Annotated in this window: 15 protein-coding genes; 9 read left to right on the top strand and 6 right to left on the bottom strand. The window is 52.6% G+C overall.

The window, feature by feature from the left end:
* Positions 1-51: 51 nt before the first annotated feature.
* The 3 genes from AC0IW7_RS20495 to AC0IW7_RS20485 all read right to left on the bottom strand — a co-directional run bounded on the left by AC0IW7_RS20495 (position 52) and on the right by AC0IW7_RS20485 (position 8,037).
* A complete protein-coding gene (locus tag AC0IW7_RS20495; protein ID WP_471820446.1) occupies positions 52-4,050 on the bottom strand; it encodes a hypothetical protein in 3,999 nt (1,332 codons plus the stop codon).
* A gap of 110 nt (positions 4,051-4,160) precedes the next feature.
* Positions 4,161-5,843: a hypothetical protein gene (locus tag AC0IW7_RS20490; protein ID WP_471820444.1), complete on the bottom strand. Its 1,683-nt coding sequence runs from the start codon at positions 5,841-5,843 to the stop codon at positions 4,161-4,163.
* A gap of 280 nt (positions 5,844-6,123) precedes the next feature.
* Positions 6,124-8,037, bottom strand: a complete 1,914-nt coding sequence (locus tag AC0IW7_RS20485; RefSeq protein ID WP_471820442.1) for an NERD domain-containing protein — start codon at positions 8,035-8,037, stop codon at positions 6,124-6,126.
* A 516-nt stretch (positions 8,038-8,553) separates the two neighbouring features.
* Between AC0IW7_RS20485 and AC0IW7_RS20480 the strand changes: the two genes are divergently transcribed.
* The 6 genes from AC0IW7_RS20480 (at position 8,554) to AC0IW7_RS20455 (ending at position 12,664) form a co-directional block, all read left to right on the top strand.
* Positions 8,554-8,892 carry a hypothetical protein gene (locus AC0IW7_RS20480; RefSeq protein WP_471820440.1) on the top strand — a complete coding sequence of 113 codons (339 nt, stop codon included), beginning with the start codon at positions 8,554-8,556 and terminating at the stop codon, positions 8,890-8,892.
* A 99-nt stretch (positions 8,893-8,991) separates the two neighbouring features.
* Positions 8,992-9,960 carry a DUF932 domain-containing protein gene (locus AC0IW7_RS20475; protein WP_471820438.1) on the top strand — a complete coding sequence of 323 codons (969 nt, stop codon included), beginning with the start codon at positions 8,992-8,994 and terminating at the stop codon, positions 9,958-9,960.
* A gap of 78 nt (positions 9,961-10,038) precedes the next feature.
* On the top strand, positions 10,039-11,040 hold the full coding sequence (locus tag AC0IW7_RS20470) for a YqaJ viral recombinase family nuclease (RefSeq protein WP_471820436.1): 1,002 nt from the start codon (positions 10,039-10,041) through the stop codon (positions 11,038-11,040).
* An 80-nt stretch (positions 11,041-11,120) separates the two neighbouring features.
* On the top strand, positions 11,121-12,017 hold the full coding sequence (locus tag AC0IW7_RS20465; RefSeq protein WP_471820434.1) for a recombination directionality factor: 897 nt from the start codon (positions 11,121-11,123) through the stop codon (positions 12,015-12,017).
* 37 nt (positions 12,018-12,054) lie between these two features.
* The gene (locus AC0IW7_RS20460) at positions 12,055-12,231 is read left to right on the top strand and encodes a hypothetical protein (RefSeq protein ID WP_471820432.1); all 177 of its coding nucleotides are present in this window, start codon (positions 12,055-12,057) and stop codon (positions 12,229-12,231) included.
* A gap of 58 nt (positions 12,232-12,289) precedes the next feature.
* Positions 12,290-12,664, top strand: a complete 375-nt coding sequence (locus AC0IW7_RS20455) for a hypothetical protein (protein ID WP_471820430.1) — start codon at positions 12,290-12,292, stop codon at positions 12,662-12,664.
* On the opposite strand, the gene AC0IW7_RS20450 is transcribed toward AC0IW7_RS20455, so the two are convergent.
* On the bottom strand, positions 12,650-13,009 hold the full coding sequence (locus AC0IW7_RS20450; protein WP_471820470.1) for a helix-turn-helix domain-containing protein: 360 nt from the start codon (positions 13,007-13,009) through the stop codon (positions 12,650-12,652). The two genes, AC0IW7_RS20455 and AC0IW7_RS20450, sit on opposite strands and share 15 nt — an antisense overlap.
* 125 nt (positions 13,010-13,134) lie before the next feature.
* Between AC0IW7_RS20450 and AC0IW7_RS20445 the strand changes: the two genes are divergently transcribed.
* Together AC0IW7_RS20445 and AC0IW7_RS20440 are read left to right on the top strand one after the other, a co-directional pair.
* Complete coding sequence (locus tag AC0IW7_RS20445; protein WP_471820428.1) at positions 13,135-13,587, top strand: hypothetical protein; 453 nt, start codon at positions 13,135-13,137, stop codon at positions 13,585-13,587.
* A 28-nt stretch (positions 13,588-13,615) separates the two neighbouring features.
* Positions 13,616-13,990 (top strand): hypothetical protein, encoded by a 375-nt coding sequence (locus AC0IW7_RS20440; protein WP_471820426.1) that lies wholly within the window; start codon positions 13,616-13,618, stop codon positions 13,988-13,990.
* A 474-nt stretch (positions 13,991-14,464) separates the two neighbouring features.
* On the opposite strand, the gene AC0IW7_RS20435 is transcribed toward AC0IW7_RS20440, so the two are convergent.
* Both AC0IW7_RS20435 and AC0IW7_RS20430 read right to left on the bottom strand, forming a co-directional pair.
* A complete protein-coding gene (locus AC0IW7_RS20435; protein ID WP_471820425.1) occupies positions 14,465-14,647 on the bottom strand; it encodes a helix-turn-helix transcriptional regulator in 183 nt (60 codons plus the stop codon).
* Positions 14,648-14,901: 254 nt separating this feature from the next.
* Complete coding sequence (locus AC0IW7_RS20430) at positions 14,902-15,459, bottom strand: YagK/YfjJ domain-containing protein (RefSeq protein ID WP_471820468.1); 558 nt, start codon at positions 15,457-15,459, stop codon at positions 14,902-14,904.
* 964 nt (positions 15,460-16,423) lie between these two features.
* On the opposite strand from AC0IW7_RS20430, the gene AC0IW7_RS20425 reads away from it, so the two are divergent.
* On the top strand, positions 16,424-17,515 hold the full coding sequence (locus tag AC0IW7_RS20425) for a hypothetical protein (RefSeq protein WP_471820423.1): 1,092 nt from the start codon (positions 16,424-16,426) through the stop codon (positions 17,513-17,515).
* Position 17,516 lies beyond the last annotated feature (1 nt).

The following is a 17,516-nucleotide window of genomic DNA, read 5'->3' as shown; positions in this document are numbered from 1 at the left end:
ACCCTTCCTAGGCTCATCGTCGCGAAGCTGCGGGTGATCCATCTTGCGCGCCTACTGATCGGTCTTGATCTTCATGTACGCAAGCACCTCCGCACAAACTACGGGATCACCAAGATCGGCAATTGTTGCTTCGTCAACATTGGCAAGAGTGCCGCCCAGTGCCCAGACCACAGCCTTGTGGCCTGCAGGTAGCATCGCAGCAATTTCCTCTGCAACTGACTGATTACGATCTTTGAGCAGCCAAACTATTAGAAGCAGAAATGCACGGCGCATGGGATTGGTCGCTAGCTCTTCTGCTGCAGCTCTAGTAGCAGGGATGTATCCGCGCCAACCCAACAGCAAGGCGAGCACACCAGCCACCGACTCCTGGCGTGTGGCAACTAGCGACGGCGTTATCTCGTCGACTATCCGCTGATCGACCAGTTCTCCCGCCTGAAGAAGCGCATATGCAGCTGACGACAGGACCGGCGCTCGACCCGGACCCACCGCGACGTCAAAGAGTCTCTTCTGCATGACTACGCTGGACTTCGCCAGTAATCCGAAGATGGCATTGCGTACATGCGGATCCGAAGTGTCGATCGCGACCGAAAACAAGGTTTCGTCATCCTTCGCCCCGAGAGGACCTGAACCAGAGAGCGCGGCAATTGCTTCCTGCGCGATCGGATAGTCGTCGCTGTCGTCACGATAGTGCATCGAGTTTTTCGACCACTCGTCACCCGCTAGTTTGATCAACGTCATTTGGTGAGCCGGGTGTGGCTTCGCTTTGAGTATCTCCACAAGCGCCTGCCGAACGGGGCTACCGCGGTGAGAGGCGAAGGACAATATACGCTCTGGCAGCGGGGCGACGATTGGGCTCGCGACCGCCGCCAAAGCACGTGCAACAACATGGGCGAATCGGTGATCAAGTGCTGCCTCCACCTCGTCAGTCATCCCGTGACGAATCGCGGCCTCCACCGCAAGAACGACGGTGCTGGAATCATCGCTAGCTCCAAGTGCCCAGCGGACGTCGTCCTCAACTGACAACGTTATGCTCACATCAAGCTCAAGCCGGAGCGCACGCACCTGATCACTCCCGTCGGGAACAGCGGTGAGAATGACGCGCGCCGCATCAGAGAGTAAGACGGGGGCTTTTTCATCTAGAGCAATCTCGGCAGCATAAATCTCGCAAAATGGCTGGGGAAGATGCGCAAAAGCGGCTTCTGCAGCGGCGGTATGTTTCACTCCGTCGCGTGCGCGACTGCGGCTCAGATAGACAATCCCACGACTGATCTCAACCACACGGTTGGTCGAGCCTTGCTCGAGAAGATCGGCCACGACCACAGAGAAAGCCGCCCCACCGAGCTCGAGCAGGCACGCAAGCGCCGTACGCTCAATGCTAACGTCCGGCGAACCCTCCCTGAGTCGGGCTTCAAGCGCTAGGCGATATTGAGGATCCCAATCTTTCAGCAGCACCAGCCACAGATCATCTTCATCCTTCGTGCCATAACCCGCCTGGAAGGCACCGGCGAACTCTTCCCCGTCGACCCGGTTTTGGCGCGCTTCGTCGGCAAGTGCACGTAGCCAATACGAACGAAGTCGATCAAAGTGAGGATGTTGGACGATACAACGCCAACCCTTTACCTCACGAACACGACTTACATAAGCCTTTAGGAACTCGCTGGCCGTGTAGCCATCGTCATTCTCCGAGAGATGCTGTGCATGCTCCTCGCTGTAGACGTCGTTGATAATGTCGAGACGCACTTCGGCAGTCTCCCGCAAACCCTCTTCCGTCGGCGTCAGCACGTCGACGGCTATATCGACAATAGCTTCGAAAGCGTCGATGTCATTAAGCGCCCCGTGAGCGATTACGTCATCAGAAGCAATGTAGCCGTAATGGACGGTCTCACTTGCTGCATCGAAAAATGCAGACTCTAGTCCTGAAGAAAGCCGAAATAGATCGTCAGCGAATGACCTGGGGTAGTGAACCTGATCTTGCGGCAAGATTTTTCTAATGAAGGCCTCGATTAGCGGCTTGGTCGATTGATCGTTAGATCGGTCGTGATACCAGTCAGCGCTATATTCCGGCCGTGCCCAGGTAACCAGACCTCCAAACGAACTGTCGGGGCGATGTAGCAAAAAGCGCGCTATTTCGGCAGCATTACTTGCTGCCGAACCGGAGCGAGCGGCAAGTTTGAGATGAGCTCCGAGCTCTTTGCCACCATCTACAAGCCTTGCCTTCAGCCAGGTATCGATCTTGGCAGCCGCGCCGCTGCTTGGCTTTACCCCAAACTGATCACATGTTCGAGCAAGTATGCGCGATGCCGCACCTGCGCCCCATTCCGCGCCAGGCCCCGTGGCAGAAACAATAAGATCGATCAATTTGCGTAGTGTCTGGCGGACGACCTGCCGGTGTTCTTTGAGTGTTCGCGTAATACCGGCTTCGACGCGAGGATGGTAATAGGTGATGATTCCTCCATCGCTTTGGCGCAAATTCCGAGCGGCGACTAAAAAGTCTACAAGCGGCGATACACCTTTCTCCATCGCAGCATCCATGTCGGCGAGACCATCCTCAATCTCGCGGAGAACTGAGCGCGTCACCTTATCGTTCGCCGCTAGCAGCGCCCAGACAATAGCAGCCGCGCGCACGTCATCGCGCGTCTCGATCTGCTCGATAACGGTCTGTTCAATCGAGTTCTGGTGCGCACGATCGATGGCCGCAGTCACAAAGCGAGGTGGGTTTTTGAGTCCATCGCGATCCTGTGTACGCATCGCGTCGAAGAACTTCTGGATCTCAAGCGGTGTCGCCAGCTTGTCGAGCACCTGGCGCTCGGAACCCCGAGCAAGCGGCTGTAAATCGCGCGGAAGACTGTCGATCCGACTTTGATAGAGCAGTTGTCGCTCGGATTTCCCATAATTCTCGGCTTCGAGCCTTACGACCCAGGGTTTAACCGTTCCGAGAGCGCCTGATGCCTGCGCTACGTCGAACCTCGAAGTCGCGATGATCATTCGGTCGGGCCTAGCGGCCGCGAGGAAATCCCCTAGCTGATCGTTCCATGGACGGCTGTCAGGATCGAAGTCGAACCGTCCCCATGGATCCTCAATGTCATAAAGAACCGGGGGAGGCGTCGTGTCATTGCGTAATTGGGAAGGACCAAGCCTGATTGGTACACGCGTGAGGCCATGTACGTCCTTGCGCAACTCATCGTAGAGCATCTTGGTCGCGAGTGTTTTGCCGGTTCCCGACTGGCCGATGATGATAGCGGCCGATCCCTCGGCCATCGCGGTGCGCAAATGCCCCCAGTTGTTTGGATGGACGTAATGTTCGAGTTCGGGTGCACTTGCGAGATAACCTTCGTGCAGCCGGATAACCGCCTCCAACTCTTCACGCCTCCAGCACCCGCCGCCTGCTCGTGCGATTCTCGTGCGTGCCTCTTCGCGCAGCTTAGTGCGGCACTCGTAAAGCCGCGCACTAGGAACGCGGCAACCTTCAGCGAGGAGGCGATTAATGTCCCCAAGCAGACGTTCGTCATCCTGATTTGCAATAACAGCGACGCGGCCGGAGATGTCGTGATCGATACCTCGGGATATGACACCCGGCATCACGCTGGGTGCGGGCCAAGTCCCAGCTCGCCGCCGGTTAAGCTTTCGCGCGTCGCCATTGACGCCAGCGCTGGTTACGAGCAGATAGCGGGAGTTGGTATCTTTGAGCCGCTTCGCGGCCGATATTCGATTATCACTACCGTGTTCGAGTAGTGTCTTGAGCGTTTTGGGCGTCCAGGCGTCGCCGCCTAGGCGCTTCGCCTGAACTATAAGCGTATAGCCCGTCATCGGCACTTGGCTGACAAGCCGCCCGGGCTCGGGATCAGTAAGCGTGACCTCCAAATCTTCCTGAGTGGCAGGTTCCAAAACGAGGTGTTCCGCCAGCCGCGACACGAGTATTAAGTCGAGCGCTAGCCAAACCGAAACGTCAATCTGATACTCATAACCAGCGAGCGAAGCGGCGCCCGCTCCGCTCTCATCTGCCATGACGTCTTTAGCTCCTGTAACGCCAGGATTTTTTCGCTGTGTCATAGAAAAACATCCATGTCAGGCTGCCAATAATTAAGTAGCCCATCTTAGCGTGCACTTCGAAATAGCGCCGAGGGGCCGTTTATATCGCAGTTGAATCCTATCCACTCGACCTAGACAGGTATCCGCTTGGAAGCGGAGGCCTTTACGCTGGGAGCACACTCGCTACAGCTCAGCTTCCGCTGCTTAAACCAGATGTGTTCCGGTTCGAAGTAAAAGGCTTTGCGAACCTCATTTACGAATTCTGAGCGAGTGAGCGCTTCTCCCGTGTAGCGGTAAAAAACAAGCTCGTGCAGATGCTCAAGGATCGACTGCTCGCTATCGAAGTCGGCCGCGTCGAACTCATACCCCGAATCGTCCTCGTCGTTCTTCCAAGACTCGAATAGATAAGGACGAATCGCAGCAATTAAGTTGGCCTCCATGCGGCCACCCATAATCTCCGCCTTTTTCCAGACGACGTCAGAATCGAGTGAAAGCTCATGCTTAGGATCGGCGGCTACTAAGCCAATGGAGTCCATCGGCAACTTGTGAGCGGTGCTGCGCCAGTGACCTTCCGTTTTTCCCATCCAACGATCGAACTTCTGTTGCAGTTGAAGGATATGGCTCAATAGCCGTGCTCGTGGCGTGCACTGTTCGTAACCTGCTTCAATGCTATCTCGGATAGCTTGAATGGCTATGCGAGCTGATCGCTCTTCCGCCGGCGCAAGGAACGGCACTGCTCGATAAGCGCGAACCTTACCTAAATAGCATTCAATGGCCCGCTCCTGACTTCCGGTCTCTAAAGCCATCCAACCAACCAGGGCTTCTCGAATCTCGCCGAGATTGCGCTCCAAAACGGCTTTCCCTTGAACGAGTTCGCCGAGGCGCGTCAATACAGCAGATAGCTCCTGATGTTTTTCATGTGAGAGTGAGTTCAACGGCCTGCGCAGACGCGAGTGAAAAGGTGATCCGATAACCATCGACACTCCATCATCAGACGACTGGCGATCCGACTCCTGACGACCGATCCAATACAGTCGTTTGGGGTCGACAAGCCCATGGGTTGGCTGCACCCAGGCGCTGATCTGTGCATATTCGAGCAGTTTGAAAAGAGTCTCACTACGCTCTTTACTAGCCAAAAGCGCACTCAAAACAAAGCCGGTAAATTCTCTGAACCCTGGGTGCTCGACGACTTCCTCAAGGGAGCCATTCAGCGAGCGGATCACGGATATTGAATGCAGTGCATGCAAGTACTCGATAACGGTAATTCGCGCCACTTCAGACGTTGGAAATTGGGCGAGCTGCCATCCATCTTCAGAAGGATTTGGCTCGTTCACCAGCGCGTTCGAAAGTCGTCTTATTTGCCAAGGAGCACCATGACAGATTTCTGCAGCGTCCTCGAACAGCATAGGCGCACGCAGCCAGAGCTGGGCGTTGTCTGAGCGGCAGATCTCCCGAGGGGCATGAATATCCTCGAACACCTGGAGCAAAACTAACCGCCTGGCTACTGCTTCAGTTTGATTCTGGTCGGCTGGTTCAAATCGCACACCGGTACGATCTTCTAGTCGGTACGGATAACCAGGTAGTACGCGCAGCTCTGCAGTTAGGCGAGCAAGCTCGCTGGAAAATGAGACTGGGGCGTTTCCTATTCGGTGTTCAGCCATGGCCATGTGGGCGGTGGCTTGCTTCCAACCAGAAAATCCAAAGTCGATAGCAGCAACGTCCAATGCTTCGCTATGCCTGATGTTAGTTTCAGAACGAAGTTGCTTGGCGTGATTTTTGAGATGGCGCTGTAGGCGAGATGTATAGCTGCTCATACGAAGTCCTTCGTGCTTACGCAGCCCGAGAGGCATCACCCGCAAATACCGACAAGGCTGCTAGCAGCACAAAGTCAACGTATGGATAGAAGAAAATTGCAGTCCCTACAAGGGTTCGCTATAGCGGGTGGCCGGCTTCTGCATGAGGCCTCACTAACGATCAAACCACAGACGCTAGCATCGTTCAAGATATGCACAATCCGAGTTAAAAAGAACATGAGCATTCGGCCTGAAGCGGCAAGCCAATTCAGTGGCCTCATCCGCCTCGTCATTAGCGGTCCTATTTAAAAAAACTTCGCCAAAGTTCCTCTGACTCGACCAGTCGGACGAAGCGCTCAGCAGAGAAACCGTCTGGGAACATTGACCCAATTTCAACATCGTCAATTTCGTCAATCGGCCGGAGAAGCTTCTTCTCATCACGCAAAACAACCTCCAGCGCCTCCCGAGACACCACCCTAAACCCATCGACTAACTGCCCATCCATCTCAATGGATGTATCGACTATCCAGGCAAGTAGATCGTCCTCGGGATGCTGACCGTGGTAACCCAACCTAGATCGTAACTCCAGATCAGCTATAAGAGCTCTTGCCACCCCAACGCGCTTACGCCTTAACTGCCAAGCTGCCTTGCGCAACGTGTTGGTGCGATGGAGCCAGACTTCATGGGTGGTCGAGCGGATATAGCCCGATTTGACCTCCAAGAGCAGTAGTACGCCATCTTGATGGCAGATCAAATCGACTTCGCCGGCATCATCCTCCTCTGTTGCAGGAGGTCGATACCCCACCTCAACGGCGAAGCCTCGTTGCCGAAGGCTCTCGGCTAGCGCCAACTCAACCCGCTGGGTTTCTGCTTGCGCGTCGGTCCGGCGCGCATTTAGGCGTCGAAGGTTATTAATGGCTGCCGTCAGGTTGTTTTGCTGCGCGCCCACCCAGGGGAACTGAAAACTGTAACGGCCTACTTTGTAAAAGGGCTGTTCGTACAAACGCGGCGTGGGTATTCCTGGCTGCTGTTGCATTTGCTGAGCTAGCGATTTCAGGTCGCCGGTCCAAAATTTGAGGATCGACTTTGCCGTAACAACGCTGCCTTGAGGGTGCTCTTCGCAGACCGTCCAATCTTTGATCCTGTGGACTTTCTCTTCCTCTTCGGACCAGGTCATGGGAAACCGGTTCTCCCCAGTGCGCATGCCATCCATGGCCAGGCGACCCAGCGCGTGGGCGACTACACCCGATTCGCGGAAGTGGGCACGAAATGGCTGAATGAACTGACTTAGGAAGAAGACCGAGAACAGCTCACTCGCCAATAGCAGATGGTGGAGCTGAACCTCAGAACCATCACTGAGCGAGAGCCGATCGCCCAAGCCGTAAATCTGCTGTAACTGCAGCCTGCCACGAATGGCCTTGATGTAGGCCAGTTGATTTAGCTCATGATTCTCAGGCGAACCGATAGTTTGCTCGGCCAAACCTGAATCGATAAATACTTGCACCGCTCGATTCATCCAGTAGTGCCAAAGCAGATCACTCTTACGCCCAGTTCGCTGCCATTGTTCTGTTCCAGCCTGGGACTTGTTATAGATAACCGACTCGCCTGGCGTCAGTTGATAACGGCACTCAGGGTCGAAGCAGAACCAATCGATTGAGCCCTCGTAGTCGATCCTCTCTCGCACCGCCTCAATCAGTACGGCTAGCCACTCCAGATTCTCTCGACATACCGCCAACTCGGCGGCTCCTGAGTCTCGGAAGATAATCGGGGATAGGTGCCGTTTCAGAGATTGACCGAGTTTTGACTCGCTCATCCGAAAATCCTCCTCCGGACACGAGCGCAGTTTCCTCAGGATGATGCGGTTATAGACGCCCCATTGCTGACTAGAATGATCATCGAAGGCCTCTTCGGTAAATGCCTGATACGCCAAAATGCTGAGGTATGAAAACAGCTCCAGCAGGGATAAATGCTTAAGGTGTTTTTCAGCGTGAGCGATCACCTCATCAAAAGGCTTGAGCTGATCAAGTAAGCGGTCACACACGCCGAAGAAGACTAGCCACTCATCAGCTGTCAGTGCTGCACGAAGCGTCTTCCAGAGCGGTGACTCTGCACGCTCAAAAAGCTTTGAGTAGCGAATTGCCCATCTTAGGGTGTCAGGGTTATGGCTCGCCAAGTGCAGCAGGAGATCGACACTGATTGCAGTGTCGAAATGCAAAACTCGGCTCAGCGCTAAGCTGGCGAGCTTTGAGCATGCAACTGCCTCAGCATCAAGCCAATACGTAGCAGAAGTCACACCTATTGCACGATCAATTGAGGATAAGTTTTTGCCTGCGGGCCTTTGGTCTAGGAAATGATGCAAGCACTCATCAAGAGCGGCGCCCTTACTCAGCTCTCTCTGATTCCTTTCGTATACCGACTGATAGTGATGTCGGCACCGCTCTCCTTTTTCTGTCACCTAACCCCCTCCCCTGCCAACCTTAGCCACACGCTCCACAGCCTAACGCTTACTCAAGTAAAGCTACCTAAGGTTCGTTCCATGACTGTCGTCGCAGACGTCAAGCTACCAGGCAACAGCATCGCAAACGAGCGAGCAGCGAGAGCGATGTAAGAAATTGACAGGCCGATGCTCCTCGATAGGGCCAATTGCAGGATCAGAAGCCTCAAACGGCGACTCGAAAAAAATTCAGATCTATATGACCTGTAATGAACCTACCCACATGGAGCTAGAGCCATGTCATTGCAGTGTCCGCTATGTTTGTCAGTAAACATCACACAGAAAATATCCGTGCTGAAAATAGGTGCTTCGATTGGCGCCGTTGGTGGCCTAGCGCGCGGCATCGGCCTGGCCCTTTTCTCAGCCAAAACCGGTACATCAATAGGTGCGCTAGCGGGAGGTTTTGGTGCCACGTCCGGCGCCGTTTCCAGGATGGTGCTAGGGGGACTTGCCAGCGGCATCGACGGTTGCATTTTGGGTGCAAAACTTGGCGAGCAACTTGACCGCAAGGTGCATTTGAACATCCGGTGTATGGATTGCGGATACCGCTTTACTGCACCTGACTTCCCCGTTTGACAGGGTTTGGCCCTCTCTCCTGCTCTAACCAAATCCTCAACCCTGATGGCTCGCTGCGCTTTGCGCAGCGCTTTCGCCTGCTCGATAGGAAAACTTGTTATGGCTCATGAAATCGAAAAAATGGCTTATGTAGGCTCAACGCCATGGCATGGCTTGGGTAATCACCTCACGGAAAATCAACCCATTGAAACCTGGCAACGGGAGGCTGGAATGGACTGGCAAATCCAGGAAAGCCCCGTACATTTCAAATCAGACGCAGCCGGGCACCTAGGTGTGATCCACTCCTTCCCAGAACAAAAAGTGCTGTATCGCTCCGATACGAAATCTGCACTGTCCGTGGTGTCAGATCGTTACCAGGTAGTGCAACCCCGTGAAGTGCTGGAGTTCTATCGCGACCTTACAGAGATGTCAGGCTATGAGCTAGAAACCGCTGGAGTTCTAAAAGGCGGCCGCAAGTTCTGGGCGCTGGCGCGTACCGGCCAAGGTTCCACTTTAAAAGGGAATGACCAGGTCAATGGATACTTGCTACTGGCTTCGTCCTGCGATGGCACTCTGGCAACGACCGCTACTCCTACCACAGTGAGAGTGGTCTGCAACAACACCCTAACCATCGCTTTGGACGGCACTACTCGCGCCATCAAAGTCCCGCACAACACTCGTTTTGATCCTAACGCAGTTAAAAGGCAGCTCGGCATCGCAGTCTCGCAATGGGACGACTTCATGTACCGCATGCGAGCCCTCGCCGAACGCAAAGTACAGTGGCATGAGGCGCTGGGCTTCTTCATGAATGTACTGTGCGAAACCACACCCACCGGCGCAATGCCCGAGGTACTACCCAACGAGCGTGCACTGCGCAAGGTTCAGAGTCTGTACGAAGGGCGTGGTCGTGGTAGTCAGCTTGCGTCGGCCAGTGGCACCGCGTGGGGACTGCTCAATGCCGTAACTGAATACGTCGACCACGAGCGCCGAGCGCGTAACAACGAGTACCGCATGGACTCGGCATGGTTTGGCCAGGGAGCACAAATCAAACAGCGCGCACTGAACACAGCTCTACAACTATTGGCCTGACCTCCTAAACCCCAAACCCCATAACGCCCGATCAGCCTCATCGCTGATCGGGCGTTTTTATGTCAGTAGGTGAACGCTATGAAAGCTATTTCGTTAGGCAGCACCAGCAAGCCTCGCCCGGCGTTACGTCTGATAGGAACCAAGGAGTTGCCGCGAGAAGACTGGCTGGCTGTGCGCAAGCTTGGTATCGGCAGCTCGGATGCAGCAGCATCTGTTGGACTCAATCCCTACAAGTCCCAGTTGGAACTATGGCTCGAAAAAACAGGACGCGACGCCTCACTGCCGAAAGCAGATCCGAACGACGAAGAAACCCCGATGTACTGGGGCAACGTCTTGGAACCCGTCGTGGCTTGGCACTACAGCAAACGCACCAAGAACAAAGTTCGACGTATCAATGCGGTGCTGCAGCATCCTAATCCCGAGCTTCCATGGATGTTGGCCAACATAGACCGAGAGGTGATCGGCGCCGACGATGTGCAAATTCTTGAATGCAAAACAGCCGGCATAAACGGCGCATGCCTTTGGAAAGAAGGTGTGCCTGAGTATGTGCAACTACAGGTAATGCACCAGCTCGCCGTCACCGGCAAGCAGGCCGCAGATGTTGCGGTACTGCTGGGAGGCCAAACGCTGGAGATTCATCGCATTGAGCGAGACGAGCAGATGATTAGTCGCCTGATCGAGCTTGAACGCGAGTTCTGGCACCACGTATTAACCGATACGCCACCACCTGCAGATGGTTCTGCGTCTGCTGAAACAGCACCGCGCTGTCTTTACCCAGAGGACAGCGGCCTGACCGTCGACTTTAGTGGTCGAGCTGGGTTGGCAGCGGTTTACCTGGAGCTCAAAGCGGTGCGCAAATCCATTGGCGAGAAAGAAACACGGGAGGCCCAGCTCAAACAAATCCTGCAACAGGCGATGGGTGATGCCACACGCGCAGACTTCAGTCATGGCTTTATCAGTTGGAAGAAATCCAAAGACACCAATGCGCTCGATGTGGAGCGCATGCTTAAAGACAAACCCTACCTACAAGTCCGTTACTCCAAGCTCAAGGAAGGCAGCCGTCGCTTCCTCATCAACTGAAGCCCAACCAGTTCCTCCCATGGCCAGTCCATGCAGTTCGCGCTGCGTGGCCGGCCTTTTTCATTTTAAGGAGAACCAAAATGCTCAAAGGTTTAGCTATTACCCCGCCCGTGCTTGGACGTATATCCATCGGTAGGGTTATTGAGAAAAACGGCAAGCGTCTGCCTGAAAAAGATGATCAGTTCACCATCACCTCGCAGGTACAAGGCAGAGATGGATGGCTACTACACCCACTCAACGACCAGTTGCGCAAATCCCAGGAAGACAAGCTACGCAGCATTCCAGTACGACTGTTGTTTAACGAGCCGCAGCTGAACTTTCGTGCCGACTACACCCTGTTCGATCGGCAATCTGGACGACCGCTGTGTGTGGGGAATGGTGAAACATGCAAACGGATAACCACTGAGGGCATGCAGTCCCTGCCCTGCCCCTCGCCGGATGCTTGTCCGCTTGCCAAAGGCGGAGCCTGCAAACCCTACGGACGACTAAACGTGCTAATTGGCGATGACGATCCCCTTGGCAGTTTTGTGTTCCGCACAACCGGGTTCAACAGCATTCGCACTCTGGCCGCCCGGCTGCACTACTACCAGGCCATCTCTGGAGACCGCCTGGCCTGCCTGCCATTGGAACTACGATTACGTGGCAAGTCGACTCGCCAGAGTCACGGCACACCGATCTTTTACGTCGACATCACCGTGCGTAGCGGTATGGACATGACGGAGGCCCTAACGAGTGCGAGCGAACTAGATGAACAACGGCAAGCCGCTGGCTTCAATCAATTAGCACTGGACGAGGCTGCACGACGGGGCTTCAGCAATGGCGCGTTTGAGGACAGCGAGGAAGATGGCGGCGTCATCGCTGAGGAGTTCTTTCCAACGACTGAAGTACCCACCCCTTCCGCTCAACCTGCAGTTGACCTACGCCCTTCATTGGCTGAGAAGCTTGAAAGGCAAGCCCAGCATCGGGCTCAGCACTAACCATCTCACCCCCATTACGATTAAAGGAGCTACGTCCATGACGCTGCCACGCTTCATTTTCTATTTGTTCGTGTTTATTAGCTTGCTGGCCGGTAGTAGCGCGTTAGTAGCAACAGTGTTGTTGCTGGTGCGCTTTCCACCATTGCTAGTCGCCGTGCTCATGGCGTCTTGGATCCTTGCTCGTGCTCTACGAAAAGACCCGGCGCAAAAGTAATGCATTCCGCAGGTGTGCGCTCATGCCTCCCTCAACCCATATGTGCAGGAGAAGCAAAATGACTAGTCATTGCCTGATCTGTGACTCTTCCGTCGTTTTATCAAGCAACGCGTCAAAGGCAATTGCTCATCTAATTGGGGGCCTGGATGGATTTTTAAGTGGCGTTCAGCAATCCACCTCGGAACAGGCAGCTACGGATAACAAGACTGGTGAAAGCCCTTTAATGCGATTAATCAGCGTGATGAAGCATGGTGTGTCCGGCGCCGCCGCAAACATGGCTGATACCCAAGCTTTCGTTCGCGACGTTCAGACCTACCAGTTCATGGACTACGATTGGGTGTGCCTGCGTTGCGGGGCAAAATTCGACGAACAAAACAACAACGCTGATCGCAATACCTACCCCGCTCCAAACCCTCGCTCAACGTCGACCTAAGCGCTCACTCAGTCGTTCAACCATCTCCACTACCAATTGCCGATCACTCTGCTGCAGAGCAGACAACAGGCGGCTAATGCGACTGGCCTGATCATCCGGGCGAGAACTGGACTCCGTCAGCAACTCCGCGGCGTCACAGTTGAAGATGGCTGCAAACTCAAGCAGCCGCGCAATGTTGGGAATCACGACCCCACGCTCTATGCGCGATACGGCTTCGTTACCCAAACCCAACCGCTCTGCCACCTCCTCCTGCGTCAGCCCGCAACGGGTACGTTGTTTCGATATGGCACGGCCTATAACGGCTGCCAGCTGCTTCTGTTCGTCTTCGATCACGATGCCCTCCATTTCAACCTGAATGGTTGAGCATCGCCTCATTGACATGAAGAACATCACAAGTTGAAAATCAACCCCCAAGGATGAGTATCGACTTTTTATTTCTTCCCGCATCTCAACACGATAAGGAATATCCAATGAACAAACTTCTTCTGCCCATCGTTTGCCTGGGCCTGTTGACCAGCACTCTCGTCAGCGCTGGTAACGGCGCTTGGACGTCCGGCTGGGGCATGGGTGTAAGCGAGTACGCCGTCGACGACGGAAACGGCAATGAGCTGGTGATCAATTGTCCTGATGACGAAGGGAAATACGTCTCCGCCAGTGCAACGGTAAAAGGCCAAACCCTCATCTCCGAAAGCGAAGCAGGCTTTGACGTCATCGTTGACGGCAAAACCTACAGCAATCCCTTCTACACCGACTGCCAAGCCTGCAGCGACATATTCAAGGCGGAGTTCTGGCAGGCATTGCGCAAGGCCAACCGCCTGCAACTGAGCGCGAACGGCAAGACGATCAATCTGCCCACTAAGAATTTGAAGACGGTGCTGCCGGCACTCACCGACAAGAACAATAGCTGCCGAGCCTCCTGGTAGCTCCATCCACTACAGAAAGGAAAAATTCATGAGTCAGCAAAACGAAAACAACCCGGATCAGCTCAACGGCGATGGGGGCGGCATGGGCATCAACCCTGCAGTCATAGGATGGGGAGTAGCAGCACTTGCCTTCGCGATATTTAGCGTGACGTTCAACACATCCGCCTTGGTACTGGGTGCAGGCTGGCTCGCCAAATGCGGAGCCGTGTTGGTTGGCGCGGTGCTGGGATGGATCGGCGCACTGCTGGGCGACGCTATCCGTAAGTTTGCCCACCCCGATAGCGTCTTCACCAGCGGTGGAATGCTCAGCCTGATATGGATCAAGGTCTTCTGGGCGATTGGACCTCAGGTGATTGGGTTAGGAGTGGGCGTGATGCTCGGCTGCGCAATAGTGCTTCGTTGAGGAACCCCAATGCCCAACCTATTTCCTTTCTTTCTTGCCGGAACGCTCCTAGCCCTTACTGGCTGCTCCGATGAAAACTCACGAGCCAAAGGGGAATTTCTCTCTAGCTGCCTGCGGGTAGGCGCTCCCAAATCCATTTGCACCTGCGTGTACCAAAAGCTTGAGGCTAAACACTACTCTCCACAGGAGCTGCGCTCGCCTTCTCCGAGACTAATGCAAGAAATAACAGCCATGACCCGGGCTTGTCGACAATAGTGAACCGATAAGGTTCTACAACAGCCGAGCCCCTTAAGTGGGGTTCTCGGCTTTTGTTTGCGGTTTTTTTGTTTTCAACAATGCCATCCATGAGACACCCATTTTGGAACTCATTGGTTGGTGCATGCGAGTCTCTCCACTAAAAGGTACCGGTAAAGGCTATCCCCCTCGACACCGGCTAAAGCTCGCCCAGTAGCAACCTCGAGCTTACACGTCCCGCTATAGACCCCGTGCTTCGACCTTAATAAGAATCCAGCCCAAGACCTCGCTTTCTAACCAACCGACACATCTTTTCCCTAACGGAATCGGTTTGGGAAAAACGTTCAATGCAATGTACTTATAGACGGTAGACCGACCCAACCCGGTCATCTTCATCACTTCCTTCAGGCGAATAATTTTCATAATCAGGGTCCTCGTATACGTCCAAAGCATCAACCAAACGAGTTTTGTTTCTACATAACAAAAACAAGTGTTGAAGATCGTCCAGAATACGCTATACGCATTGGAGAGATCGCAGACACTCAATCTAAGTTGCAGTGAAATTATTTGAAATCCCACGCGTTAAACTGGATCAGTCAACAAAGCGCCTAAGGGCGCAACCGAATCAAGGTCTCTACGCAGGACATACAACCGGACGAGCCAACCAATCACTAAATTCAATGCACACACTGAATACTACAAACATGAGTAGGAAGGTCATTTTTTGCGAGGCTGTACCCTATATTCCGAGCGCCATCTCGTACCTTAGAGTACTCCTTGCATAGGTAGAGCATTGCATTAACAACCTCCTTGTATCCATGGCCGTTGATAATGCTGTACTGCCCATTCCGGCTAAAACTTACTAGCCCTTTATACGTCGAAAGATCTATCTTCAACGCAGCCGACCAAGCTCCTTGGATACATCTTGCGAGGTTATCCTCATCAGAATTGTATTTCCCAAGACTGCGAAATGCATTTCGATTGACCACCAGCATGACGTGGTAATGGGGGCGATTATTTATTGGCCCGAATTCTCTCACCCAAACAAATCTCACATCTGTAGAATGCGCACTATATTTTTTTTTCCGCATACGTCCACGTTGATGTTTAATTTTAGACCTCAGCGATTTTATAAACCTAGTCATAGCTTCATTTCCAGGAATTTGCTCTTTAGAAAACTTCTGAGGAAACCGCAGGTCTAGTCTAACCACAAATAAGTTACGATAATCTCTCATAGCATACCTAAGCACTCCCTCAACTATCTCAACATAGCTGAAGATACTTGGACTATTTATCTTACTTACGACTTCCACCTCACTCACCGGACTCTCCTCCAGAATATATATAAGCTATATGCACTGCAAAACTATGCGCAGGCCACAGTAGGGCTGATCACACCACATGTATCATTTGACGCTACCCACCTAAAACCCACCTCATCTACCAATTTCAAATGCATAACGTAAACTTAGGCATCGTGATGCTCAGCCGTAATGAAGCACACCTGCTTGCAACATACAGGCTAAACAATATATTAATTGATATAGTACGACGGGTAGTATTAAGCGGAAAAACATTTAGCAATCCACACCCCACTGCTAAGACACGTACTCCCTGGATCACAAGGCACAGCAACAAAAAAACTAGTATCTAGTTAACTCCGATTTATTATCTCCAGGTGCAAACCAGTGGTTACCGCTCCTCCACGCAATTTTAGAATTCGGCTCCGGTTTCTTCACAAACAGTGAGTGAGAAGAGCGAGAGTGCATCACAAACTTTTTGAGTTAACGCCCCGTGCACACTTTCCTGATTTGATGATGACTAAGCTACCAGAAGGAAAATGTTTTGACGCAAATCTGGAACCGTTACACGTGATTACAACGCAATTACATATCTACCTGGCCCAATATTCTGCGATCGACTCTCCACAACCTATGGTAAGGCCAACCGTTCGCCGAGATGTGCTGCTCGTATAATTTTCCATTAGTATCCTACACACTGGTGATTTATCAGTCTGACTGCCCGTTGACTCTATTTGAGCGGCGCTGACTGCTCCTATCTTTATGAACATAGTGTCGCCTCGCAGACCGCATCAGGCCGAGCGGCGCGGGTCACGCTACAGGTATGTCTTTGATTTGCGCTTGGGCCAGCGCAGGATAAGATGAGACCGATATTTTCAGCAATCAGGTGGGTGGCAGAATGACCGAGGAACTACGAAATTTACGAGCACCGTTCTCTTTAGAAGAGGCTATGGAGGAGCTCGGCGTTTTACGAACTGAATTTATCGATTTCGTACGATGGGCAGATTTGGATTTAATTATCCCTATCCCAGGAGGCGTCAAAGTCAGAATTTTTTATAAATATCAATTGCTATCCTTTATGAAGCCTACGTGCCCCTCAATAGAATTCACTGGCCAAGTTGACTATTTACACGTACACGAATCAGTGTTGAGAAAAACCGTATTAGGAGGTAAACATAGGCTATCTAAATTTGAAGCGATCACCTTTAGCTCCGGCAAGACCTTCTCCGCAAAGGAGCTCCACCAAGAGATATCCATACGCGCCACGGAGATAGCTCAAACCCAAAAGCTCACACCCTGGGAAGAAATTAATTCCAACATGCAACTTCACAAATTGATGGAAAGTGCAAACTGCGAGAAATGGTTTAGTATTACAAAAAACAAATTAATTGATCTTTACTCCGAATCAACAACAGAGCCTACGCTGGTTACTAGCCTGGACTTCGAAGGTCCCGATACCGCTCAGATTGAGCATGTCGATATAAAGAGCTCAGATTTTCTTTTTTTTCCGAACATGATTTACGAGCTGAAAGATATTATTATGAACCTTCCCCAAAACACCGAACAGCTCATAAAACTTAGCCAAATTGAGATATTGAATGAAGCTGCAAAATTATACAAATCTGAGATTAGCGAAATCAAAACTCTCACTAAGTACTGGCAGGAAAAAAACGAATCATCACAACTTATCAACTACCTTCGCAAAGCACTGAACAAAAATGACAGAACATTGAAAGCCTGCATTCAAGTTCTAATAAATGATGAGCGCTTGTTTAGCGACGCAATGCCAGAAACCGAACCAAGAAACACCATATATCCTGAAAGTTACTCTTACGCGCTAAGGCTCTTGAATGAAGCACGCGACCCAGCAACGGTTGCTTTAGATGATTTTGACTTAAGCCCCTCTGACCAAGCGCGTGCAACGCTCATCAAGCTCGGCTTCAAACCCGGAGTAGCGCAACATCTTAAAGTAATTATCAATGGAGAGTGAT

It is taken from the genome of Pseudomonas sp. AC229, assembly GCF_979254655.1.
The sequence above is the reverse complement of the archived record's forward strand: the minus strand, read 5'-3'. Positions and strand labels throughout refer to the sequence as shown.